This window comes from Pantoea sp. MHSD4 (assembly GCF_021043305.1).
GTDB lineage: Bacteria > Pseudomonadota > Gammaproteobacteria > Enterobacterales > Enterobacteriaceae > Pantoea > Pantoea eucalypti.
Window position 1 is genome coordinate 503,342 of record NZ_JAJNDH010000002.1, and the last position, 25,908, is coordinate 529,249.

Genomic DNA, 25,908 nt, shown 5'->3' on the forward strand with positions numbered 1-25,908 from the left:
CTTACTTTACAGGCACCTGGAGAGTCCTCTTGAGCCAGGAATATACAGAAGATAAAGACGTTTCGTTACAATCGCTGAGCAGTGGACGTCGTCTGCTGGAAGCGTTGCTTATTCTGGTGGCGTTGTTTGCCATCTACCTGATGGTTTCTTTAGTCAGTTTTAACCCTTCCGACCCGAGCTGGTCGCAAACGGCCTGGCATGAACCTATCCACAATATCGGCGGCAGCGTCGGTGCCTGGCTGGCTGACACCTTACTCTTCATCTTTGGTGTGATGGCGTACGCCATTCCGCCCGTCATCCTGGGTCTGTGCTGGATTGCTTTCCGTCAGCGCGACAGCCAGGACTACTTTGACTACTTTGCTGTCGGGCTGCGCTTAATTGGCGTCCTGGCACTGGTGGTGACGACCTGTGGTATGGCGGCGCTAAATGCCGATGATATCTGGTACTTCGCCTCAGGCGGCGTGATTGGTAGCCTGGTGAGTAATGCGATTGCCCCCTGGTTCAGTCCAGCGGGTGGCACGCTTATGCTGCTTTGCGTCTGGGCGGCGGGCATTACCCTTTACACCGGCTGGTCATGGCTCACCATCGCAGAAAGAATTGGTGGCGTGGTGATGGGTGTGCTGACGTTTGCCAGCAACCGTTCACGTCACGATGAACCCTGGCAGGAAGAGGATGACGAGCAGGACGCGCATGAATACGCGGATGTGCCTGAACTGCATGCTGCCGATCAGGATGAAGATGAAGATGTGCTGCTTTCTGCTCCACGTGCAGCCGCCCAGCCTGCGGCGTCACAGCCGGATCCTCTGCTGGCTAAAGCGGCAGCAGCAACCAGCGCGGCGGTAGCGGCAACGGCGGAAGCCGCAGAGGTGACGCTCGCGCCGGCCGCTCCGGTAACGCCTGCCGCTGTTGCAGCGTCTTCTGCGGCGGCATCTGCGCCTGCAGCTATGCCAGCATCGCCGACGGCACAACCCGCGCCTGCGGCCGTGCAGAGCGCGCCAGCATCCTATGGTGCAGCAACGGCTCCGACTCCGGCGCAGAGTGCTTCTGCACCTGCGACCTCACCACCGCTTTATCACTTTGAAATGCCGGACGAGGCCCCGGCTGCGCCGTCGTTCAGTGCTTACGACGACGATGAACCTAAAATGGGGAACTGGCGCGACACACCAGCAATGCCTGCGGCTCCTGCAGCTGCGGCCGCCGTCGCTGCCACTGCGGCCCAGGCGACCACGCGTACTGCCCCTGTTTTCGATTTAGCCCCTGAAACCAATCCCAACCCGCAGGTTAAGCAGGGCATCGGACCGGCGCTACCGCGTCCTAACCCGGTAAAACTGCCAACCCGTCGTGAGCTGGCCTCTTATGGCATTAAATTGCCTTCTCAGCGCATGGCTGAAGAGAAAGCAAAAACGGAAGAGAGCGAAACGGCCCCGGCTGGATCAGTTTCTGCTGCACCTGATGCTGAAGAGGCGCTGCAGCAGGCTGAACTGCGTCAGGCCTTCCAGTCTGAACAGCAGCAGCGTTATGGCACCAGCTGGCAGCAGGACGAGGAAGATGAGCAGGATGCTCAGCATCAGGATGCACTGGCACGTCAGTTCGCCGAGCAGCAGCAACAGCGCTATGAACCTGAAGTGAAAAAAGAGCCGGTATTTAATATTGATACCGCCTCTGCGTTTGATTTTTCACCGATGAAAGATCTGGTGGATGACGGCCCGTCTGAACCGCTGTTTACGATTGCCGCGACGCCAGAACCGGAAGCTCCTGCGGTTTCACACGAACCGTGGCAGCAGGTGAGTGAGGTTTCACAACCTCAGGCTCCGGCTCAGGTTCCTGCACCTGACCGCTTTATCCCGGCAGAATCAGATTACAGTACGCCAGCAGCCTCGTCTGAGCCTGTGTATGCAGCGCCTGCAGCACCCTCTGCGCCCGCTTATGGTGCGCCAGTGGCTTCTCAGGCTCCGGCTTATTCTGCTCCCGCTTATGGTTCGCCAGCCGCCGTGCCGGCTCTGCCGGTTGAAGAAGCGAAACCTTCGCTGCATGACAGCCTGATTCATCCGTTCCTGATGCGCCATGAACAGCCTCTGGAGAAACCGTCTACACCACTGCCTTCACTGGATCTGCTGACTGCGCCACCTGAAGAAGAAGAGCCGGTGGACATGTTTTCGCTGGAGCAGACCGCCCGTCTGGTTGAGTCTCGCCTGGGTGATTATCGTGTGAAAGCGGAAGTGGTTGGCATCTCGCCTGGCCCGGTTATTACCCGTTTTGAACTCGACCTGGCACCTGGCGTGAAAGCGGCGCGTATTTCAAACCTGTCGCGTGATTTAGCACGTTCGCTGTCCACGGTTGCGGTTCGTGTGGTGGAAGTGATTCCAGGCAAGCCTTACGTGGGTCTGGAACTGCCTAACAAGCATCGTCAGACAGTCTATCTGCGTGAAGTACTGGATTGCCCTAAATTCCGCGACAATCCGTCACCGCTGGCTGTTGTGCTGGGTAAAGATATTGCGGGTCAGCCTGTCGTCGCCGATCTGGCGAAAATGCCGCACTTACTGGTAGCCGGTACCACCGGTTCCGGTAAATCTGTGGGTGTGAACGCCATGATTATCAGCATGCTTTATAAGGCGACGCCGGAAGAAGTTCGCTTCATCATGATCGACCCGAAAATGCTGGAGCTGTCGGTCTACGAAGGCATCCCACACCTGCTGACCGAAGTCGTCACAGACATGAAAGATGCCGCCAATGCGCTGCGCTGGAGTGTTGGCGAAATGGAGCGTCGCTATAAGCTGATGTCGGCGCTGGGCGTGCGTAATCTGGCAGGTTACAACGAGAAAGTGGAACAGGCTGAAGCGATGGGCCGTCCGATTCCCGATCCGTTCTGGAAGCCGGGCGACAGTATGGATATGACGCCGCCGGTCCTGGAAAAACTGCCTTACATCGTGGTAATGGTCGATGAGTTTGCCGACCTGATCATGGCAGTGGGTAAAAAAGTTGAAGAGTTGATTGCGCGTCTGGCACAGAAAGCCCGAGCCGCAGGTATCCACCTGGTGCTGGCAACACAGCGCCCATCCGTGGATGTGATTACTGGCCTGATCAAAGCGAACATCCCGACGCGTATCGCCTTTACCGTGTCGAGCAAGATTGACTCACGTACCATTCTCGATCAGGGCGGCGCGGAGTCACTGCTGGGGATGGGTGACATGCTCTATATGCCGCCAAACTCCTCCCTGCCTATTCGTGTGCACGGTGCCTTTGTTCGTGACCAGGAAGTGCATGCCGTGGTTCAGGACTGGAAAGCGCGTGGACGTCCGCAATATATCGACAGCATTACCGCGGGCGAAGAGAGCGAAAGTGCCGGTGGCATCGACAGTGATGAAGAGCTCGATCCGCTGTTCGACCAGGCAGTCGGCTTTGTGGTTGATAAACGTCGAGCATCGATTTCAGGCGTTCAGCGTCAGTTCCGCATTGGTTATAACCGTGCGGCACGTATCATTGAGCAGATGGAAGCGCAGGGCATTGTCTCTGCACCAGGCCACAATGGTAACCGTGAAGTCCTGTCTCCGCCCCCACACGACATGTAGCAGTTAAATGTTTTGAAACACTACTCACTGAGCCAGTTCCGACTGGCTCATTGTTTTTTATACGGTTAAGCCCCATATCTGAATCAGCTTTCGGTTTTTTCTTCTGTTCTGATGGCGGAACGGCGACCAGGCTTAATGCAGTTATCGATGGGAACGTTTAAATAAGGAATTGAAGCAGATGAAATTACGCGTAATCGCTCTGGGCCTGTTGGCCACCTTTTCTTCAGCCAGCGTATTGGCTGATGCTTCCAGTGATCTGCAGCAGCGCCTGAATAAGGTCAGCAGCTTCCACGCCAGCTTCACGCAAAAAGTGACCGACAGCAGCGGCGCCAATGTGCAGGACGGCGAAGGCGAGTTGTGGGTTAAACGTCCCAGCCTGTTTAACTGGCACATGACCGCACCGGACGAAAGTATCATCATCTCCGACGGCAAATCGCTTTGGTTCTACAACCCGTTTGTTGAACAGGCTACTGTCAGCCTGCTGCAGAATGCCACCAGCAACACGCCGTTTATGCTGATTGCCCGTAACCAGTCAAACGACTGGAAGCAATACAACATCAAACAGCAGGGTGACAATTTCGAACTGACGCCGAAAAACAGCGACGGCAACCTGAAACAGTTCACTATTCAGGTGACGTCCAGCGGCACCATTAACCGCTTCAGCGCGATTGAGCAGGATGGTCAGCGCAGCGATTACCAGCTGAAAAGCCAGCAGAATGGCGCGATCAGCCCGGATAAATTCACGTTCACACCGCCAAAAGGCGTGACGGTGGACGACCAACGTCAGTGAGGTCACGGTGAGTAACCTGTCCCTGGATTTTTCCACCGAGAATTTCAAACCTCTGGCCGCACGTATGCGGCCAGAAACGTTGAAACAGTACATTGGTCAGCAGCATCTGCTGGGCGCGGGTAAACCGCTGCCGCGTGCGATTGAAGCCGGGCATCTGCATTCAATGATCTTATGGGGACCGCCCGGGACCGGCAAAACCACGCTGGCTGAGATCATCGCGCATTACGGTAATGCCGATGTGGAGCGTATCTCTGCAGTGACCTCCGGCGTAAAAGAGATCCGTGAAGCGATTGAGCGTGCCCGACAGAACAAACATGCCGGACGGCGCACTATTCTGTTTGTGGACGAGGTCCATCGGTTCAACAAGAGCCAGCAGGATGCTTTTCTGCCCCATATTGAAGATGGCACCATCACCTTTATTGGTGCCACCACCGAAAATCCCTCTTTCGAACTTAACTCCGCATTGCTGTCACGCGCCCGCGTTTACCTGCTGAAATCACTGACGCTCGAAGATATTGAGCAGGTGCTGGATCAGGCGATGCAGGATAAAGCGCGAGGTTATGGCGAGAGTGACATCGTGCTGCCGGATAATACCCGCAGGATGATTGCTGAACTGGTTAATGGTGATGCACGCCGGGCATTGAATACGCTGGAAATGATGGCAGATATGGCCGAAACCACCGCCTCAGGTCAGCGTGAACTGACGCCTCAGTTGCTTAACGAAGTCTCGGGTGAGCGATCCGCGCGTTTTGATAACAAAGGCGATCGTTTTTACGATCTGATTTCGGCGCTGCACAAATCGGTTCGCGGCTCCGCGCCAGATGCAGCGCTCTACTGGTATGCGCGCATCATCACCGCAGGCGGCGATCCGCTCTATGTGGCTCGCCGGCTGCTGGCTATCGCCTCCGAAGATGTCGGCAATGCCGATCCACGCGGTATGCAGGTGGCGATTGCAGCCTGGGATTGCTTCACGCGCGTGGGTCCGGCAGAAGGGGAGCGCGCCATCGCTCAGGCCATTGTTTATCTGGCCTGTGCGCCGAAAAGTAACGCGGTCTATAACGCCTTTAAAGCCGCGATGCGTGATGCGCGTGATAATCCTGATTACGATGTGCCGGAACATCTGCGCAACGCGCCGACTAAGCTGATGAAAGAGATGGGGCTGGGCAAAGAGTACCGTTATGCTCATGATGAAACCAACGCCTATGCTGCCGGTGAAGTCTATTTTCCCAGGGAAATGGCCAGCACGCGCTATTACACGCCAACCCAGCGCGGGCTTGAGGGTAAGATTGGTGAAAAGCTAAGCTGGCTGGCTGAGCAGGATCAAAATAGCCCGACAAAACGCTACCGCTGAAACAGACCTTACGGTAATGTGGGCAATGTTTTCAACGCATTCCACAGGAATGCGTCCCTTCTTTCAACCAACTTTTTATACACAGGATAAGCATGCTCGATCCCAATCTGCTGCGTAACGAGCCAGACGCAGTCGCAGAAAAACTGGCACGCCGGGGATACAAACTGGATGTGGAAACGTTGCGTTCGCTTGAAGAGCGTCGCAAAGTACTGCAGGTGGAAACAGAAAATTTGCAGGCAGAGCGTAACTCCCGATCCAAATCCATCGGTCAGGCCAAAGCACGTGGGGAAGACATCGAGCCGCTGCGCCAGGAAGTGAATGCGCTGGGCGAACGCCTGGATGCCGCTAAAGCAGAACTGGACGAACTGCAGAATCAAATTCGTGACTTCGCGCTGGCAATGCCGAACATTCCGGCAGACGAAGTGCCGCTGGGCAAAGATGACAGCGAAAACCAGGAAGTGAGCCGCTGGGGTACGCCGCGCGAGTTCAGTTTCCAGGTTAAAGATCACGTTGAGCTGGGTGAAGCGGCTAAAGGCCTGGATTTTGCGGCTGCCGTGAAACTGACCGGTTCGCGCTTTGTTGTCATGCAGGGGCAGATTGCCCGCCTGCACCGTGCACTGAGTCAGTTTATGATTGACCTGCACACTGAGCAGCATGGCTACCTTGAAACCTCCGTGCCTTACCTGGTTAACCACGCAACCCTTTACGGTACCGGACAGTTGCCTAAGTTTGGCGAAGACCTGTTCCACACCCGTCCGCTGGAAGAGGAGTCAGACAGCAGCAACTATGCACTGATTCCTACCGCGGAAGTGCCGCTGACCAACCTGGTGCGTGACGAGATCCTCGAAGAGGATACCCTGCCGGTTAAACTCACCGCACATACACCGTGCTTCCGTTCCGAAGCGGGTTCTTACGGTCGTGACACACGCGGTCTGATCCGTATGCACCAGTTCGACAAAGTTGAGATGGTGCAGATCGTTACCCCGGAACAGTCTATGGAGGCGCTTGAAGAGCTGACCGGCCACGCTGAAAAAGTTCTGCAACTGCTGAACCTGCCATACCGCAAGGTTTTACTCTGTACCGGCGATATGGGCTTCGGAGCGACTAAAACCTACGATCTGGAAGTCTGGTTACCGGCGCAGAACACCTACCGCGAGATTTCATCCTGTTCCAACATGGGTGATTTCCAGGCGCGTCGTATGCAGGCGCGTTGCCGTAACAAACAGGATAAGAAGCCGCGTCTGGTTCATACCCTGAATGGTTCAGGTCTGGCCGTCGGCCGTACCCTGGTGGCAGTGCTGGAAAACTATCAGCAGGAAGATGGTCGTATCGCCGTACCGGAAGTTTTACGCCCTTACATGAAGGGCGTCGAAATTATCGGCTAAGCAATCAGGTATCTGAAGACCCGGCCATGGCCGGGTTTTTTTATGTCCTGCATCTGAAAAATAGGATTTATATCTCGCTGATTTAATCACAAATAAACGTTATCGATAACAGATGTGCTGGAGTGCTTAAAAACCTAATTTTTCATAGAGATAGCATTTAGCCCTATGTCGCTTAAGACGATTGTAACCCACTGAAGATTAGTAAATTAAATTGTCGGGCAGCAAAATGTGCTGCCGTTAAATTCCTTCCATTGACTTTAAAAAAGCTAATGGCAAACTGCGCGCAATTTCCTTCATTTGCTTTGGTTTCTATCCCCTATGTCAACCTGGTCACGCCCCGTGATACTGCTGCTTTGCGGCCTGATGTTAATGACTGTCGCAATTGCCGTGCTGAATACGCTCGTTCCACTGTGGCTGACGCATGACTTACTGACAACCTGGCAGGTGGGTATAGTAAGTTCTTCTTATTACACCGGTAATCTCGCAGGCACGCTGCTGGCTGGCTGGTTAATCAGACAGTACGGCTTCAATCGCAGCTATTACCTGGCTACCGTGATGTTTGCCGTCGCGACCCTGTGCCTGGCGATGATGTCGGGCTTCTGGGCCTGGAGTTCAATGCGATTCATCGCGGGTGTCGGCTGTGCGCTGATGTGGGTGGTGGTTGAGAGCGCACTTCTGTGCAGCGGCACGGTGCGTAATCGCGGACAACTGCTGGCGGCCTACATGGTTGTCTATTACATCGGTACTGTGACCGGCCAGTTACTGGTCAGCAAACTCTCTACGGAATTACTCAGCGTGATCCCGTGGGTAACCTCGCTGGTCTTCTGCGCCGTGCTGCCGCTGGTCTTTACCCGCGTTTCCAGTAATGGTGAAGCGACAGAGGCGGCTCCGGCCCGCATCTGGCCGATGCTGCGTCGTCGTAGTTCCCGCCTGGGTATTAATGGCTGCATCATCTCTGGCATCCTTCTGGGCTCGCTTTATGGCCTGATGCCGCTTTACCTGTCACATCAGGGAATGAGTGACGCAAATGTCGGTTACTGGATGGCGTTGCTGGTCAGCGCAGGTATTGTGGGGCAGTGGCCCGTTGGCCGCCTGGCCGATCGTTTTGGTCGCATGCTGGTGCTACGGGTTCAGGTTTTTGTCGTTATCCTGGGCGCGATGGCCATGTTGACCAATGCCGCGATGGCGCCTGCGCTGTTTGTGCTGGGCCTGGCAGGCTTCACACTCTATCCGGTGGCGATGTCCTGGGCTTGTGAGACGGTCGCCCACCATGAGCTGGTTGCAATGAACCAGGCGTTGCTGATGAGTTATACCGTAGGCAGTCTGGCTGGACCGGCAATGACCTCTGTTCTGATGCAGAATTATTCTGACCAGCTATTGTTCGTGATGATCGCGGCTGTGGCGCTGATTTATCTGGTTATGCTGCTGCGCAAAACGAATCATCAGGCTACGCCAGTGGCACATGCCTGATCGCCATTTGGCCAAAAGGGAGCATTAAGCTCCCTTTTTTGTGGCCGATTGTTAGTACATCACTTCGTGGCCGTAACTGGCGAGAATGTTTTTCACGCGCTCCATCGTCTCTTTACCCGGCGGCTTTACGCCATCCAGCTTGTACTCTTCACCCATCGCAATCCATTTATGCTTACCCAGTTCGTGATAGGGCAGCAATTCAATCTTCTCAACGTTCTGCATATCACGGGTGAATTCGCCCAGGCGATGCGCGGTGTCATCGTCATCGGAATAGCCCGGTACGACAACGAAACGGATCCAGGTTCTCTTGCCTTTTTTCTGCAGATAACGGGCAAAGTCCAGGGTACGGTGATTAGAGACCCCCACCAGAATCTGATGCACATCGTCATTCATCTGTTTCAGGTCGAGCATCACTAAGTCAGTAACATCAAGCAGTTCATCGATCACCGGATCATAGCGGCGTACGAAACCGTTCGTGTCGAGACAGGTATGAATGCCTTCCGCTTTACAGGCGCGAAACCAGTCGCGCACAAATTCAGCCTGAAGAATCGCTTCACCACCAGAGGCCGTAACACCGCCGCCAGAGGCGTTCATAAAATGGCGATAGGAAAGCACATCCGCCATCAGCGCTTCAACGCTGATCTCTTTGCCGCCGTGGGTATCCCAGGTGTCGCGGTTGTGGCAGTAGAGGCAGCGCATCAGGCAGCCCTGAAAGAAGGTGATAAAACGGATGCCGGGACCATCGACGGTGCCGCAGGATTCAAATGAGTGGATACGACCGTTAACTGACATTGCGATGTGTTCTCCAGTGAGTCTGCCGGGACAGACGGCGCAATCTCTGTTGCGCTCAGGGCAGGAAATCGATTCTGGTGGGAACCTTGATAAAGATGACCAACAAAACAGACTTTTAAGGAAAAGGCTCCGCGAGGAGCCTTTTTATATCGCGTTGAGCCGTGATTACAGTGACTGTGTGAAGGTACGGGTAATCACATCCTGCTGCTGCTCTTTGGTCAGTGAGTTAAAGCGCACAGCATAACCGGAAACGCGGATGGTCAGCTGCGGATACTTCTCTGGATGCTCCATCGCGTCCAGCAGCATTTCACGGTTCATGACATTGACGTTAAGGTGCTGACCGCCTTCGATGCTCGCTTCATGATGGAAGTAACCATCCATCAGACCGGCAAGGTTAGTTTTACGCACATTATCATCTTTACCCAGCGCGTTTGGCACGATTGAGAAGGTATAAGAGATGCCATCTTTCGCATAGGCAAACGGCAGTTTCGCGACGGAAGTCAGTGAAGCCACCGCACCTTTCTGGTCACGGCCATGCATTGGGTTAGCACCGGGTCCAAACGGTGCACCAGCACGACGTCCATCCGGTGTGTTACCGGTTTTCTTACCATACACCACGTTTGAGGTGATGGTCAGAACAGACTGTGTCGGCACGGCATTACGATAGGTGGTCAGCTGCTGAATTTTCTTCATGAAGCGTTCAACCAGATCGCAGGCCAGGTCATCAACGCGGGAGTCGTTGTTACCGAACTGAGGATATTCACCTTCGATGTCGAAGTCGATCGCCAGACCATCTTCATCACGAATCGGTTTCACTTTGGCATATTTAATCGCAGACAGTGAATCCGCAGCAACGGAGAGACCAGCGATACCACACGCCATGGTGCGATAGACGTCACGGTCATGCAGGGCCATCAGCGCGGCTTCGTAGCTGTACTTATCATGCATGTAGTGAATGATGTTCAGCGAAGTCACATACTGTTTTGCCAGCCAGTCCATGAAGTGATCCATACGCTCCATGACGGTGTCGAAGTCCAGCACATCATCGTTGATTTTGTCGCCTTTCGGTCCAACCTGCATTTTCAGTTTTTCATCCACGCCGCCGTTGATTGCGTAGAGCAGGGTTTTCGCCAGGTTGGCACGTGCACCAAAGAACTGCATTTGTTTGCCGACAATCATCGGGCTGACGCAGCAGGCGATGGCATAGTCATCATTGTCGAAATCAGGACGCATCAGGTCATCGTTCTCATACTGCAGAGATGAGGTGTCGATTGAGACTTTAGCGGCATATTTTTTGAAATTAATTGGCAGTTTTTCTGACCACAGAATGGTCATGTTCGGCTCAGGTGAAGGACCCATGGTGTACAGGGTATTCAGGAAGCGGAAGGTACTTTTTGAAACCAGAGTACGGCCATCAACGCCCATACCTGCCAGTGATTCGGTTGCCCAGATTGGGTCACCTGAGAACAGCTCATCATATTCAGGAGTACGCAGGAAGCGAACCATACGCAGTTTCATGACCAGATGGTCAATCAGTTCCTGTGCCTGTTCTTCAGTCAGTTTACCGGCTTTAAGGTCACGCTCGATGTAAACATCCAGGAAGGTTGAGACGCGGCCAAAGGACATGGCAGCACCGTTTTGTGATTTAACGGCAGCAAGGTAGCCGTAATAAGTCCACTGTACGGCTTCAACGGCATTGGTTGCCGGGCCCGAAATGTCGTGGCCATATTTTGCGGCCATCTCTTTAATCTGCGCCAGCGCACGATGCTGATCCGAGATCTCTTCACGCAGACGAATGGTCGCTTCCAGATTCACGCCATTCTCTAAATCGTTCTGCAGAGAGGCGAACTGGGAGAATTTATCCGCCATCAGGAAATCGATGCCGTAGAGAGCCACGCGACGATAGTCACCGATGATGCGGCCACGTCCATAGGCATCGGGTAAACCGGTCAGGATACCTGATTTACGGCAGCGCATGATGTCCGGGGTGTAAACGTCGAACACGCCCTGATTATGCGTTTTACGGTATTCGGTGAAGATTTTTTTCAGTGAAGGATCGAGTTCACGGCCATAGACTTTGCATGAACCTTCGACCATTTTGATGCCGCCAAAAGGAATCAGCGCGCGTTTTAATGGTGCCTCAGTCTGCAGACCAACGATTTTTTCCAGCGACTTATTGATGTAGCCTGCGTCGTGCGAGGTAATCGTTGAGGCGAGGTCGGTGTCGAAGTCAACTGGCGCGTGGGTGCGGTTTTCAATTTTGATGCCTTCCAGCACGCTTTCCCACAGTTTAGTGGTCGCTTCAGTTGCGCCCGCCAGGAACGACTCATCACCTTCATAAGGGGTGTAGTTTTTCTGAATGAAGTCGCGCACATTGACGCTATTCTGCCATTCGCCTTCAGCAAATCCTTCCCATGCTGAAGCCAGTTTTGCATTAAGTTCGGTCATAATATACCTGCCTTATATGAAGAGACTTTACGGTCGGGCACAGTCAACGTCCTGTGCCGTCAAAATGTGTTTAATGGACCTGGTCACCTTTACGGAGATAGATAACCCAGTAGGTCAACCCAACCAGAATGCCGCCGCCAATGATGTTGCCAATGGTCACAGGAATCAGGTTGTCGAGAATAAAGTTGCTCACGGTAAGCGAGTGAAACTGTGCCGCCGTGGTGCCAGCAGCCTGCCAGAATTCAGGTGCCGCGAAGTCGCGAATGACAATGGCATAAGGAATCAGAAACATATTGGCGATGCTGTGCTCGAAACCGCTGGCGACAAACATGCCAACAGGCAAAATCATTACCACCAGCTTATCGGTCAGGGTACGGCCGGAGTAACTCATCCAGACGGCGAGGCAGACCAGCAAATTCGCCAGCGTACCCAGACAAACCGCTTCGATGAATGTGTGATGCATTTTGTGATCGGCGGTTTCCAGGACATTCAATCCCCAGGCGCCATTCGCGACCATATGCTGTCCGGCAAACCACATCAGGGCGACAAAGAAGAGGGCACCTGCAAGGTTACCGGCGTAAACGTTAATCCAGTTGCGGGCCAGCTGTCCCCAGCTGATGCGGCCACTGGCTTTGGCGACGACGATTAAGACAGTAGAAGTAAAGAGGTCAGCGCCACACACGACGACCAGCATCAGGCCGAGTGAGAAACAGACACCGCCAATCAGTTTGGCTATGCCATAGGGCATCGTGCCGCTGCCGGTGGTCGCTGTAATATAAAAAACGAATGCGATGGAGATAAATACGCCAGCGTTTATCGCCAGAAAGAAGGTGGTGAAGGGATGTTTGGTTGCTTTATAGATACCGGCGTCTTCGGCCACTTTCGCCATTGCGGCTGGTAATAAAAGATTAAAAGGGTTGTCAGTTTTCACACTAACTTACTCCAGAAGTTGTCTGGAAAAATACTAACAAAGGAGTATAGGTCAGGAATTGATATGGATCATGTTTGCCGACGTGGCAGCCTGTAAATCGCAGAGGAAAAGCCAAATAAATCTCTAACTGTTTGAAATTATTTGGTTAAATAAATTTTAAAAATGCAAAATTTTTTTAATTTAAAACGACTTACCTTTTTGAAGGGCCTGCCTGATGAATAATTAATGGCTGATATGTTAATTAAAATGATTTGATGTAATTGAATGTATTTTAATACAGCTAATGTTCCACAAGGAAGGCAGAAAATTATGGCACCAGAAAACTCCGGTGCCATGTTAATCCTCTTTTTGGGTCAGTCGCGTTATAACTTACGCATTTTTCCAGTAGAGACGCTTAGCCGCCTGCAGTTTTTCGTAAGCAGCAAGCAGGGACTGATGAGCCGGGAATGCCTGCAGTTCATCATCAACGGCCTGCAGACCGTTAAATGGATGTTCACCACTGATGGCGGCTGAGGCTGCTTCCATCGCGCTTTCACCGTACATACGCAGGAAGGCGTGATGATACTGCAGCGGATCACGCTCATCTTCCATTGCCAGTAACAGCAGAGTCTGCAGACAACGATAGTAGTTAGCCCGCTCTGGCGTAAAGATGGAGCTGTTAAACTCCATTGTCCACTCTGTCCATATCAGTGCCTGATCCAGATCGCCACCCGCCAGCGCCAGCATCGCTTTTAATTCGCCAACACGCAGTGTGTACCAGCCGTTGTCTTTACCGGTTGCCAGACCCAGCAGTTCGCGAACGCGAGTGAAGTCGTCAAAACCTTCATCATCAAGCTGTCCAATCAGATCCAGATACTCTTCCGGATTCCAGTTGCTTTCAGGCAGGGCCAGCAGGGTTTCACGAATGCCAGCGCCCATGCTGTTATTCGCCAGGAAGAGATCTTCGGCAGGGTAGATATCAGACATCCCCGGTACGATGATGCGGCAGGCATAGACACCCAGATGCTCGTAGTCAGCAATATAGACTTCCTGATCTTCCGAGGCAAAGATGGCCATCAGTGTGGAGAATTCCTGCTCGGTGCTGCCTGCAAATGACCAGTCAACAAAGGGATAGTCCGCTGTTTCTTTAAACAGATCCCATGAGATCAGACCGCTTGAATCAATGAAATGGGTCTCCAGATTGGCATGTTCAGCGACTTCTTCATCATCAAAAGTCGGTGGCGTGAACACATCAAGATCTTTCAGGCTTCGGCCCTGCAGCAGCTCCGTGACAGTTCGTTCCAGTGCCACACCAAAATCGGGATGGGCACCAAAGGAGGCAAAACAGGTTCCGTTGATCGGGTTAAACAGCACCACACAAATCACCGGATATTTACCGCCCAGCGAGGCGTCATAAGCGAAAATCGGGAAACCTTCCGCTTCAAGGCGGGCAATCGCTTCGATCACCTCCGGATAACGCTGCATCACCTCATCAGGAATCGCAGGCAGGCTGATTGCTTCCGCGATGATGCGGTTCTTGATGTAGCGCTCAAACACTTCGGACAGGCCCTGAACACGTGCTTCATTCGCGGTGTTACCTGCGGACATGCCATTTGAGACATAGAGGTTGCCGATGATATTCATCGGGATGTAAACAGTTTGCTGATCCGACTGGCGGGTAAACGGCAGGGCGCAGATACCGCGCTCAGCATTGCCAGACTGCAGATCAATCAGGCCGGAAGCCGTCAGAGCATTGTCGGGATCGTAAAACGCGTTCAGGCGCGCATCCAGAATGCCTTCAGGTAAGGAATCATCCTCAGGTAACGCGAACCATTTTTCATTGGGATAGTGAACAAAGTCGCCGTTCGCGATCTTTTTGCCCAGCCAGAAGTCAGCAAAAAAGTAGTTAGTTGAGAGACGCTCAAAATATTCGCCCAGTGCAGAGGCCAGCGCAGCTTTTTTACTGGCGCCCTTGCCGTTGGTAAAGCAGAGCGGGCAATCGCGGTCGCGGATATGCACTGACCAGACATGGGGAACAGGATTCAGCCAGGAAGCTTCTTCAATGTTAAAGCCGAGATCCTGCAGCTTGTTCTGGAAACGCGCAATGGAGTCTTCCAGTGCGGCATCTTTGCCCGGGATAAATGTTTGCGTCATAGTGCCGCTCTCTCTGTTGTCATGGGGTGCGTAAAGCGCGCAATGATACGGATTTTGCTTACAGACCGCTATCAGGGCGGGACATTTTTACGGGCTTAGTTTTTATCACATCGGCTCTCAGGCCAAACGTGGATTAATGGTGCTGGATGAAGCCTCACAAAATTCCGCGCTGGTTTGCATTGGTAACATAACCTCCGGCGAGGCATATTCAGAAAATGTGACCGCGCCCTGATTTATGATTGCAGCTATCAGTATGCAGTGATAAAACCGAATGGTTATTCATAACCGTTCGATATGACAGTGGTGAGGGGAAATGACGCAAGTTTATAATTTTAGCTCTGGCCCGGCGATGCTACCGGTTGAAGTCCTTCGTCGTGCAGAACAGGAACTGACGAACTGGCGCGGTCTGGGTACCTCTGTAATGGAGATCAGTCACCGCAGTAAAGAGTTTATTCAGGTAGCTGAAGAAGCAGAGCAGGACTTCCGTGATCTGCTAAAAATACCGGCCAATTACAAAGTTTTATTCTGTCATGGCGGCGCACGCGCGCAGTTTGCTGCTGTACCCGGTAATCTGCTGGGTCAGGCGACAACTGCTGACTATGTTGATGGCGGCTACTGGGCGCATAGCGCAATAAAAGAAGCGGAAAAGTATTGTTCCCCACGCACGCTGGATGTCAAAACAACCCGCGACGGTAAACGCGCTATCCTGCCGATGAGCGAATGGGCGGTAAGTGAGGCATCCGCTTACCTGCATTTTTGCCCGAATGAAACCATTGATGGCATCGCCATTGATGAACAGCCTGACTTCGGCAGTAAAACCGTTGTTGCTGATTTCTCCTCTACCATTCTGTCTCGTCCGATCGATGTGAGTCGTTATGGCGTGATTTATGCGGGTGCGCAGAAAAATGTAGGCCCGGCCGGATTAACGCTGGTGGTTGTGCGTGAAGATCTGCTGGGCCAGGCGCATGCCTCAGTGCCTTCAATCCTCGATTACAAAGTACTGGCCGATAACGATTCGATGTTTAACACCCCACCGACGTTTGCATGGTATCTGTCGGGGCTGGTATTTAAATGGCTGAAAGAGAAGGGCGGTGTCGCTGAAATTGATCGTATTAATCAGGCAAAATCTGACCTGCTTTATGGCGTTATCGATCACAGTGGTTTTTACCGTAATGATGTGGCGACAGAAAACCGTTCACGCATGAACATTCCTTTCCAGCTGGCGGATGCGTCACTGGATGCGCTGTTCCTGGAAGAGTCATTTAAGGCGGGATTGCATGCGCTTAAAGGACATCGTGTAGTAGGCGGTATGCGCGCCTCTATCTATAATGCGATGCCGCTGGAAGGTGTGAAAGCGCTGACCGATTTCATGGTCGATTTTGAACGTCGCCACGGCTGATTATTAAAATATCAGCACTAATGCTGATGCCAGACCTCGTCACACGGCGAGGTCTCTGTATTTTTGAGGATTTCGTTTCACATGCAGGACTCCCTGACTCTCCAACCTATTTCGCGTGTCGATGGCACCGTGAACCTGCCAGGTTCTAAGAGCGTTTCTAATCGCGCATTGCTGCTGGCTGCGCTGGCTAAAGGCACTACCCGTCTCACCAACCTGCTCGACAGCGACGATGTAAAGCATATGCTGAATGCGCTGACCGCGCTGGGCGTAAGCTATACGCTTTCAGACGATCGTACCGTGTGTGAAGTCACGGGGAATGCAGGACCACTGAACGCATCTCAACCGCTGTCACTGTTTCTGGGCAACGCCGGCACCGCTATGCGTCCATTGGCCGCAGCACTTTGCCTGGGCGAGCACGATATCGAACTGACCGGCGAACCCCGCATGAAAGAGCGTCCAATCGGGCATCTGGTCGATGCGCTTCGTCAGGGTGGCGCAACCATTGAGTACCTGGAAAACGAAAACTATCCGCCGCTGCGTTTACGCGGTGGTTTTACCGGCGGTGATGTCAGTGTGGATGGCAGTGTTTCCAGTCAGTTCCTGACGGCGCTGCTGATGACCGCGCCGCTGGCGCAGCAGGATACCTGCATCACGATTAAAGGTGATTTGGTTTCCAAACCTTACATCGACATTACGCTCAATCTTATGCAGTGCTTTGGCGTCGACGTTGAGAATCAGAGCTATCAGCGTTTCCTGATTAAGGGACAGCAGCAGTATCAGTCACCGGGCGATTACCTGGTGGAAGGTGATGCCTCTTCCGCTTCTTATTTCCTGGCGGCTGCAGCCATAAAAGGCGGAACGGTCCGGGTCACCGGTATCGGACGCCAGAGTATGCAGGGTGACATTCGGTTTGCTGACGTGCTGGAAAAGATGGGTGCTGCGATCGAATGGGGCGATGATTACATTGCCTGTACGGCTGGAAAGCTGCAGGCCATTGATATGGACATGAACCATATCCCGGATGCTGCAATGACCATTGCCACCACGGCGCTGTTTGCAGAAGGCACCACCCAGTTACGTAATATTTATAACTGGCGGGTAAAAGAGACCGATCGATTGAGCGCAATGGCGACAGAGCTGCGTAAAGTCGGCGCGGAAGTCGAAGAGGGTCATGACTACATCCGTATTACCCCACCTGCGACGCTAAAGCATGCTGATATTGGCACCTACAATGATCACCGTATGGCAATGTGCTTTTCTCTGGTAGCACTGTCAGATACGCCAGTGACCATTCTTGATCCTGGCTGTACAGCTAAAACCTTCCCGGACTACTTCGTTCAGCTGGCTAAAATCAGCCAGAGCGCCTGATATCTCTCTCTTCCGGTGCGGTTCCGCACCGGATCTCCCCGGATTTAATCTGGCTGTAACGGCCCAGCGATCCTCTGAATTAACTAAAATTACGAACCCGGTTAGTGCGAAACAGTAACCAAGCCGCGCTATGCAGCGTATAATGCGAGTCATTAATGGTGACCGAAAGGTCAGGAAGCACGCAGCAACAGGAGGGAATAATGACAGTAACTGCCCCGGTCATAACTATTGATGGGCCAAGTGGAGCGGGAAAAGGAACACTGTGTAAAGCGATGGCAGAATCGCTGCAGTGGCATCTGCTGGACTCCGGTGCTATTTATCGCGTGCTGGCATTAGCCGCGTTGCATCATCAGGTCGACATCGAATCTGAAGAAGCGCTTGTGCCGATTGCTGCACACCTCGATGTGCGCTTTGTGTCACAAAATGGTGACATGCAGGTCATCCTTGAAGGTGAAGATGTTACCGGTGAAATCCGTACTCAGGAGGTCAGCAACACCGCGTCACGTGTTGCCGCGTTTCCACGGGTGCGCGAAGCGTTATTACGCCGCCAGCGCGGTTTCCGCGAGCTGCCGGGATTAATTGCTGATGGACGAGACATGGGCACCGTGGTTTTCCCGGAGGCGCCAGTGAAAATTTTCCTGGATGCCAGTCCGGAAGAACGTGCTCAGCGCCGTATGCTACAGTTGCAGGACAATGGCTTTAATGTTAACTTTGACCGCCTTTTAGCCGAGATAAAAGAACGCGACGACCGCGATCGCAACCGCGCAATCGCACCTTTAGTAGCCGCTGGCGATGCACTGGTTCTGGACTCTACCGAGATGTCTATCGATCAAGTCATCGAAAAAGCGCTACACTATGCCCGCGAGAAGCTGGGTATTTCGGCTTAATTGAATTTATCACCCTGTACCATGGATCAGGTGCCGGGCATGTGAAACAACCCCATCCGACATGAAGTCAGATGGACGTTAAATTGAAGAATCCTGAAGATTATCAATATGACTGAATCTTTTGCTCAACTATTTGAAGAATCCTTAAAAACAATCGAAACCCGCCCGGGTTCTATCGTTCGTGGCATCGTCGTTTCTATCGACAAAGATGTCGTTCTGGTTGATGCGGGTCTGAAATCTGAATCTGCAATTCCTGCAGAGCAGTTCAAGAACGCAGCCGGCGAACTGGAAATCCAGGTAGGCGACGAAGTTGATGTTGCTCTGGATGCAGTGGAAGACGGCTTCGGTGAAACCCTGCTGTCCCGTGAGAAAGCGAAGCGCCATGAAGCATGGATCACGCTGGAGAAAGCTTACGAAGACGCTGAAACTGTTACCGGTGTTATCAACGGCAAAGTTAAAGGCGGCTTCACAGTTGAGCTCAACGGTATCCGTGCGTTCCTGCCAGGTTCACTGGTAGATGTGCGTCCGGTGCGCGATACGCTGCACCTGGAAGGCAAAGAGCTTGAATTCAAAGTGATCAAGCTGGATCAGAAACGCAACAACGTCGTGGTTTCACGTCGTGCGGTTATCGAATCCGAAAACAGCGCAGAGCGCGATCAGCTGCTGGAAAACCTGCAGGAAGGCATGGAAGTTAAAGGTATCGTTAAGAACCTCACTGACTACGGTGCATTCGTTGATCTGGGCGGCGTTGATGGCCTGCTGCACATCACTGACATGGCATGGAAACGCGTTAAGCATCCAAGCGAAATCGTTAACGTGGGCGACGAAATCACCGTTAAGGTGCTGAAGTTCGACCGCGAGCGTACCCGTGTTTCTCTGGGTCTGAAGCAGCTGGGCGAAGATCCATGGGTTGCTATCGCTAAACGCTATCCGGAAGGCACCCGCCTGACCGGTCGTGTTACCAACCTGACTGATTACGGCTGCTTCGTGGAAATCGAAGAAGGCGTTGAAGGTCTGGTACACGTGTCTGAAATGGACTGGACTAACAAAAACATCCATCCGTCTAAAGTTGTTAACGTAGGCGATGTTGTTGAAGTTATGGTTCTGGACATTGACGAAGAGCGTCGTCGTATCTCCCTGGGTCTGAAGCAGTGTAAATCTAACCCATGGCAGCTGTTCGCTGAGACGCACAACAAAGGCGATCGTGTTGAAGGTAAAATCAAGTCAATCACTGACTTCGGTATCTTCATCGGCCTGGATGGCGGCATCGACGGTCTGGTTCACCTGTCTGACATCTCCTGGAACGCGACTGGCGAAGAAGCCGTTCGTGAGTACAAAAAAGGCGACGAAATCGCTGCCGTTGTACTGCAGGTTGATGCAGAGCGCGAGCGTATCTCTCTGGGCGTTAAACAGCTGGCAGAAGATCCGTTCAACAACTACATCACTTTGAACAAGAAAGGTGCCATCGTCACCGGTAAAGTGACTGCAGTTGATGCTAAAGGTGCTACAGTTGAATTAGCAGACGGCGTTGAGGGTTACCTGCGCGCTTCTGAAGCTTCACTGGACCGCATTGAAGATGCAACTCTGGTTCTGAACGTTGGCGACGACGTTGAAGCTAAGTTCACCGGCGTTGATCGTAAAAACCGTGTCGTAAGCCTGTCTGTCCGTGCGAAAGACCAGGCTGATGAGAAAGAAGCTATCAATACTGTTAACACCAAACAGGAAGAAGGCAATTTCTCTAGCGCTATGGCTGAAGCGTTCAAAGCGGCTAAAGGCGAGTAATCGACCTGAAGCACCGGGTGGGCAACCACCCGGTTTCGGTAAAAGCTGTCATACATTCCTGTAGGGATAAACCGGAGGTTACATGACCAAGTCAGAACTGATCGAAAGACTGGCGGGACAGCATACTCATATACCGGCGAAAGTCGTTGAGGATGCAGTCAAAGAGATGCTTGAGCACATGGCCACTACGCTGGCACAGGGCGAGCGCATCGAAATCCGGGGATTCGGCAGCTTTTCTTTGCACTATCGCGCTCCGCGTACTGGACGTAACCCGAAAACGGGTGACAAAGTGGATCTGGAAGGTAAATACGTTCCCCACTTTAAGCCAGGCAAAGAGCTGCGCGATCGCGCAAACATCTACGGCTAAGCCGATACCGAACCCAATAAACGACATCTCCGGATGTCGTTTTTTTTTGCCTGCTATTCAGGCTGAGCACTGATATCCAGATTACTGTCGTCAACACTGCAAGGCCGCATTCTGTTTGTGAGGGCGCTCCAGCCTGCCTGATTGTTCCCTGTTAGTTTCACCTCAATTGCCCAGAATAATCGAACTGAAACAATGGATACGATTATGCTGACATGGACCGTTCTGGCGCGACTGGTGATCGTTGCAACATTACCGCTATTGCTGATGGCCCAACTGCCCTCAGGTAAGATGATGGTGATGCTGGTACTGATGGGCCTCGCTCTGCTCCATTGCCATTACCCATCCGTTCGCTGGACCGGTATTACGCTGCTGTTGCTGGCATGGGCTTTTAACGATGCGCGTCTGATGGTGCGGGATATCGAACAGCTCTCCGCACGGCCCGCCACCTTCACCCTTAAGATTGATGAACTGCGAAAAGATCGGAAGCAAATCCGGGTTCGGCTGCTGGAAGAAGAGGGCAGAATGATATTCCCTCCCCGCTATGCCTGGCTTTATTTCGATACTGATCCGGAAACTTATTGTCCGGGACAACGCTGGACGATGCGACTTCGTTTGAGACCAGTCCATGCTCGTCTCAATGAGGGCGATTTCGATGCGCAGCGTTTTGCTCTGGCTAATAATACGCCGCTCCAGGGCAGGATCCTTAATCAGGTTGCCGTTAGCGAACAGTGTAATGGACGCTGGCGATTTATTTTATGGCATCGCGACAGGACCCACGCCATGCCTGCACGTGCCACGCTGGAGGCACTCTCCTTTGGCATCAGGGATGAAATGAGCCAGCAGACTCGCCAGTTACTTCGGGATACCGGTACTGCGCATTTAATGGCGATATCGGGCATGCATATCGCCCTGGCCGCCAGCACCGGCTGGATCATTACGCGTGGGGTGCAATTTGTCCTGCCAGCCCGGCGTATCGGCTATCTTCTTCCGCTTATCGTAAGCTGGCTATTTGCTGCAACCTATACCTGGCTCTCAGGAGCACAGCCTCCAGCAGCGCGTGCATTGCTGGCCCTGACGCTGTGGGCAATAACACGGTTTGCAGGTGTACAACTCAATAGCTGGCAGGTCTGGACCTTCTGTATTGCATTGCTGCTGGTGACGGATCCGCTGACCGTTTTGTCTGACAGTTTCTGGCTCTCGGTACTGGCTGTAGGCATGCTGCTGGTCTGGTACCACTGGTTTCCCTTGCCTGCACGATTCCGTCATCAAAAGCGATGGATTCCAATACAACTGCTGCATTTGCAGGTGGGCATGATGATTTTAATGGTGCCGTTGCAGGTAGCGATATTCAACGGGATCAGCCTGACCGCACTGCTGGCAAATCTGGTGGCAATTCCGGTCATCTCGTTCATTACCATGCCATTGATAACGTTCGCGTTGCTGCTGCCGATGGCGCCTGTATCGGACTTCTTCTGGGGGGCGGCCGATCTCTCCGTGCGTGCACTGTTTCATTGTCTGGCTTTACTGCCGCCAGGATGGTGGCCGCTGAGTGGCACAACCTGGTTTACGATTATGGTATGGGGAAGTCTGATTCTCTGGCGTGCGCAGTTCTTCTTTTCTTTGCCATTGAGCAGCTGTGTGTTGGCGCTGGCGATGATATGGAGTCGCCAGCCCCATCAGGAGCCGGGCTGGCGCATCGATATGCTGGATATCGGGCACGGATTGAGCCTGGTGATCAGTCAGGGCAAGGAGGCGGTGATGTATGACACAGGGCCGCGCTGGCAGAACGACAACGCAGGGAGTCGGATAATCATTCCATGGCTGGAGCGCAAACAGTTACAGTTAAAACAGATCATCCTGAGTCATAAACATCTCGATCATACCGGCGGACTGGAGGCGATTATGCAACGCTGGCCAGCGGTAGAAGTCAGAAGCGCGCTGGCAGAGAAAACGCATTTACCCTGTGTACGCGGCACGCAGTGGCGCTGGCGGCAACTCCACTTTCAGGTAGTCTGGCCGCTAACGGCACCTTTGCCGGGTGAAAATAACGATTCCTGTGTGGTGATCGTTGATGATGGTCAGGTCCGGCTGATGTTAACCGGCGATATTGAAGCGAAAGCGGAACGTCAGTTGGTGGCGCTGGAAAAGCAGGGGCTAAAGGTGGATATTCTGCAGGTACCGCATCACGGCAGCCGTACCTCGTCGACCTCATTGCTGCTGCGCAAAACCGGCGGACATACCGCGATTGCCTCGCTCGCACGCTACAATGCATGGCGTATGCCCGCGAAAAGTGTTCTGGAAAACTATCGAACAGCCGGTTTTACATGGCTGGATACGGGCCAGTCAGGACAAATCAGTATCAGGGTAGAGCAGGGCAGCGTGCAGGTTTACACCCTACGGGAACAATTAATGCCCCGTTGGTATCATCAGTGGTTTGGCGTCAAACGCGAATCCAGGTAGAATGGCCGGCTATTTCCAACAGCGTGAATAAATAATGCATCAAGATAAAGATCTCTCTACGTGGCAGACGTTTCGCCGACTCTGGCCGATGATCGCGCCTAATAAAGCGGGATTAATTGCGGCTTCAGTCGCCCTGATTATCAATGCTGCGGGCGACGCCTTAATGCTCTCACTGTTGAAACCATTACTGGATGATGGTTTTGGTAAAGCTGACAGGTCGGTGATGCTATGGCTGCCGTTAGTGGTCATTGGCCTGATGCTGGTACGCGGCGTGACCAGTTATATCTCCAGCTACTGCATCTCCTGGGTCTCAGGCAATGTCGTGATGAATATCCGCCGTCGGCTGTTCAGCCATATGATGGGAATGCCGGTTTCATTCTTTGACCAGCAGTCGACCGGCACCCTGTTGTCACGCATTACTTACGATTCCGAGCAGGTCGCCTCCTCTTCTTCCGGCGCGCTGGTGACGGTGGTGCGTGAAGGTGCTTCCATTATTGGCCTGTTTGTTATGATGTTCTACTACAGCTGGCAGCTGTCGTTGATCCTGATTGTTCTGGCACCCATCGTCTCATTTGCGATCCGTACTGTTTCAAAGCGTTTCCGCACCATCAGCAAAAGTATGCAGAACACCATGGGGCAGGTGACAACCAGCGCTGAGCAGATGCTGAAAGGTCACAAAGAAGTGCTGATTTTTGGCGGTCAGGAAATCGAATCGGAGCGCTTTTCCCGCGTCAGTAACCGTATGCGTCAGCAGGGAATGAAGCTGGTATCAGCATCCTCCATTTCTGATCCCATTATTCAGCTCATCGCATCGCTGGCACTGGCGTTTGTACTTTATGCCGCGAGCTTCCCAAGCGTCATGGATACGCTGACCGCCGGGACGATTACCGTGGTCTTCTCCTCGATGATTGCCCTGATGCGCCCGCTTAAGTCGCTGACCAACGTTAATGCTCAGTTCCAGCGTGGCATGGCGGCCTGTCAGACGCTGTTCTCTATTCTGGACAGTGAGCAGGAAGTGGACAATGGCACACGCGAAATGACCCGGGCGAAAGGCGATATCGAATTCCGTGATGTGACCTTTACCTATCCGGGCCGTGATATTCCGGCACTGCGTAATATCAATCTGTCACTGCCAGCAGGAAAAACGGTGGCGCTGGTGGGCCGTTCAGGTTCTGGTAAGTCGACGATGGCGAGCCTGCTGACCCGCTTTTATGACATTCAGCAGGGCGAAATCCTGCTGGACGGACATGACCTGAGAGAGTACAGCCTGCGTTCGCTGCGTAATCAGGTCGCGCTGGTGTCGCAGAATGTGCATCTCTTTAACGACACCATTGCCAATAACATCGCTTATGCGCGGAGTGAGCAATATAGCCGTGCAGAGATCGAGCAGGCAGCCACCATGGCGCATGCCATGGACTTTATCAATAAGATGGATAAAGGCCTGGATACAGTGATTGGCGAGAATGGCGTGCTGTTATCTGGCGGTCAGCGTCAGCGTATCGCTATTGCCCGCGCACTGCTGCGTGATTGTCCGATTCTGATCCTGGATGAAGCGACCTCTGCGCTGGATACTGAGTCAGAACGCGCCATTCAGTCTGCACTTGATGAGTTGCAGAAGAACCGTACCTCGCTGGTGATTGCGCACCGCCTCTCAACCATTGAGAAAGCGGATGAAATCGTGGTCATTGAAGATGGTCAGATTGTAGAACGCGGTACGCATCAGGTGTTGCTGGCAGAACGCGGCGCCTATGCACAACTGCACAAGATGCAATTCGGCCAATGATAGAACGTATCTGGAGTGGTCGCTCACCGCTATGGCTACTGCTATGGCCATTCAGCCTGCTGTATGGTGCGATCACGGCCCTGATACGTTTCAGTTACAGGCGTGGCTGGCGTAAAAGCTGGCGCGCGCCTTTGCCGGTCGTGGTGGTGGGTAACCTCACTGCCGGCGGCAACGGAAAGACGCCGGTGGTGATCTGGCTGGTTGAGGCGTTGCAGCAGCGCGGCCTGCGTGCTGGCGTGGTCTCCAGAGGGTATGGCGGCAAGGCGGATCACTATCCCTTGCTGGTCACCGCACAGACCAGCACGGAACAGGCCGGTGATGAGCCGGTTTTAATCGCTCAGCGCACCGGGGCGCCGGTCGCGGTGGCGCCCAGAAGGCGACAGGCGATTGAGGCATTACTGCAACAGGGTTCGCTGGATGTGGTCATCACTGATGACGGCCTGCAACATTACGCCCTGCAGCGCGATCGCGAGATCGTGGTGGTGGATGGCGTACGCCGCTTTGGCAATGGCTGGTGGTTGCCCGCAGGTCCGATGCGCGAACGCGCTTCTCGTCTGCGGCAGGTTGATGCCGTCATCATCAACGGTGGCGACGCGCAGCCCGACGAGATTGCCATGCAGCTTCAGCCGGGGCTGGCCACTAATCTCCTGACCGGGGAAACCTGCCCAGCTGAGCAGCTGGGTGCGGTAGTTGCGATGGCCGGTATAGGTCATCCTCCCCGTTTTTTCACCACGCTGAAAAAGCAGGGCATCACGCCAGTTGCAGAGATCGCCTTTGCCGATCATCATGCCTACAGCGAGGATGAGCTGACCCGATTACTCCAGACAGGCCAGCAGCTGTTGATGACCGAAAAAGACGCGGTGAAATGCCGCGACTTTGCTCAGCCTGACTGGTGGTATCTGCCGGTCGATGCTCACCTGACCGGTAAATCCGTCACGCCATTACTGGCTGATATTGAACAACTCTGTCGCCGCACGCTCTGATACCCGCACC

The 25,908-nt window shown here is 53.3% G+C and carries 17 protein-coding genes; 13 read left to right on the top strand and 4 right to left on the bottom strand.

The genetic code is table 11. The features are described from left to right. Window positions 1-29: 29 nt before the first annotated feature. The 5 genes from LQK91_RS09200 to LQK91_RS09220 all read left to right on the top strand — a co-directional run bounded on the left by LQK91_RS09200 (window position 30) and on the right by LQK91_RS09220 (window position 8,565). A complete protein-coding gene (locus LQK91_RS09200) occupies window positions 30-3,569 on the top strand; it encodes a DNA translocase FtsK 4TM domain-containing protein (RefSeq protein ID WP_105099349.1) in 3,540 nt (1,179 codons plus the stop codon). 178 nt (window positions 3,570-3,747) lie between these two features. Continuing rightward, complete coding sequence (lolA, locus tag LQK91_RS09205) at window positions 3,748-4,359, top strand: outer membrane lipoprotein chaperone LolA (protein WP_003849334.1); 612 nt, start codon at window positions 3,748-3,750, stop codon at window positions 4,357-4,359. Between the two features lie 7 nt (window positions 4,360-4,366). Next, window positions 4,367-5,710: a replication-associated recombination protein A gene (locus tag LQK91_RS09210; protein WP_105099348.1), complete on the top strand. Its 1,344-nt coding sequence runs from the start codon at window positions 4,367-4,369 to the stop codon at window positions 5,708-5,710. A gap of 92 nt (window positions 5,711-5,802) precedes the next feature. Continuing rightward, the gene (serS, locus tag LQK91_RS09215) at window positions 5,803-7,095 is read left to right on the top strand and encodes a serine--tRNA ligase (protein ID WP_008925841.1); all 1,293 of its coding nucleotides are present in this window, start codon (window positions 5,803-5,805) and stop codon (window positions 7,093-7,095) included. Between the two features lie 318 nt (window positions 7,096-7,413). Continuing rightward, entirely contained in the window at window positions 7,414-8,565 is a 1,152-nt protein-coding gene (locus tag LQK91_RS09220; RefSeq protein WP_003849339.1) for an MFS transporter, read from the top strand. A gap of 51 nt (window positions 8,566-8,616) precedes the next feature. On the opposite strand, the gene pflA is transcribed toward LQK91_RS09220, so the two are convergent. The 4 genes from pflA to ycaO all read right to left on the bottom strand — a co-directional run bounded on the left by pflA (window position 8,617) and on the right by ycaO (window position 14,869). Next, window positions 8,617-9,357: a pyruvate formate lyase 1-activating protein gene (gene pflA, locus LQK91_RS09225; RefSeq protein WP_008925842.1), complete on the bottom strand. Its 741-nt coding sequence runs from the start codon at window positions 9,355-9,357 to the stop codon at window positions 8,617-8,619. 165 nt (window positions 9,358-9,522) lie between these two features. Beyond that, window positions 9,523-11,805, bottom strand: a complete 2,283-nt coding sequence (gene pflB, locus LQK91_RS09230) for a formate C-acetyltransferase (RefSeq protein ID WP_105099347.1) — start codon at window positions 11,803-11,805, stop codon at window positions 9,523-9,525. 70 nt (window positions 11,806-11,875) lie between these two features. Continuing rightward, complete coding sequence (focA, locus tag LQK91_RS09235) at window positions 11,876-12,736, bottom strand: formate transporter FocA (protein WP_003849342.1); 861 nt, start codon at window positions 12,734-12,736, stop codon at window positions 11,876-11,878. A 369-nt stretch (window positions 12,737-13,105) separates the two neighbouring features. Then, window positions 13,106-14,869: a 30S ribosomal protein S12 methylthiotransferase accessory factor YcaO gene (gene ycaO / locus LQK91_RS09240; protein ID WP_105099346.1), complete on the bottom strand. Its 1,764-nt coding sequence runs from the start codon at window positions 14,867-14,869 to the stop codon at window positions 13,106-13,108. Between the two features lie 313 nt (window positions 14,870-15,182). Between ycaO and serC the strand changes: the two genes are divergently transcribed. From serC to lpxK, 8 genes are all read left to right on the top strand, one after another. Next, window positions 15,183-16,268 carry a 3-phosphoserine/phosphohydroxythreonine transaminase gene (gene serC / locus LQK91_RS09245; RefSeq protein WP_003849345.1) on the top strand — a complete coding sequence of 362 codons (1,086 nt, stop codon included), beginning with the start codon at window positions 15,183-15,185 and terminating at the stop codon, window positions 16,266-16,268. 81 nt (window positions 16,269-16,349) lie between these two features. Beyond that, entirely contained in the window at window positions 16,350-17,636 is a 1,287-nt protein-coding gene (aroA, locus tag LQK91_RS09250) for a 3-phosphoshikimate 1-carboxyvinyltransferase (protein WP_003849347.1), read from the top strand. A 200-nt stretch (window positions 17,637-17,836) separates the two neighbouring features. Next, a complete protein-coding gene (cmk, locus tag LQK91_RS09255) occupies window positions 17,837-18,523 on the top strand; it encodes a (d)CMP kinase (protein WP_105099345.1) in 687 nt (228 codons plus the stop codon). Window positions 18,524-18,631: 108 nt separating this feature from the next. Beyond that, on the top strand, window positions 18,632-20,305 hold the full coding sequence (gene rpsA / locus LQK91_RS09260; RefSeq protein ID WP_003849352.1) for a 30S ribosomal protein S1: 1,674 nt from the start codon (window positions 18,632-18,634) through the stop codon (window positions 20,303-20,305). Window positions 20,306-20,387: 82 nt separating this feature from the next. Further along, window positions 20,388-20,672 carry an integration host factor subunit beta gene (ihfB, locus tag LQK91_RS09265; protein ID WP_003849360.1) on the top strand — a complete coding sequence of 95 codons (285 nt, stop codon included), beginning with the start codon at window positions 20,388-20,390 and terminating at the stop codon, window positions 20,670-20,672. Window positions 20,673-20,876: 204 nt separating this feature from the next. Continuing rightward, complete coding sequence (locus LQK91_RS09270; protein ID WP_105099469.1) at window positions 20,877-23,132, top strand: DNA internalization-related competence protein ComEC/Rec2; 2,256 nt, start codon at window positions 20,877-20,879, stop codon at window positions 23,130-23,132. A 34-nt stretch (window positions 23,133-23,166) separates the two neighbouring features. Continuing rightward, complete coding sequence (msbA, locus tag LQK91_RS09275) at window positions 23,167-24,915, top strand: lipid A ABC transporter ATP-binding protein/permease MsbA (RefSeq protein WP_003849365.1); 1,749 nt, start codon at window positions 23,167-23,169, stop codon at window positions 24,913-24,915. After that, complete coding sequence (gene lpxK, locus LQK91_RS09280) at window positions 24,912-25,898, top strand: tetraacyldisaccharide 4'-kinase (RefSeq protein WP_008925846.1); 987 nt, start codon at window positions 24,912-24,914, stop codon at window positions 25,896-25,898. Before msbA ends, lpxK begins: the two co-directional genes overlap by 4 nt. Window positions 25,899-25,908 lie beyond the last annotated feature (10 nt).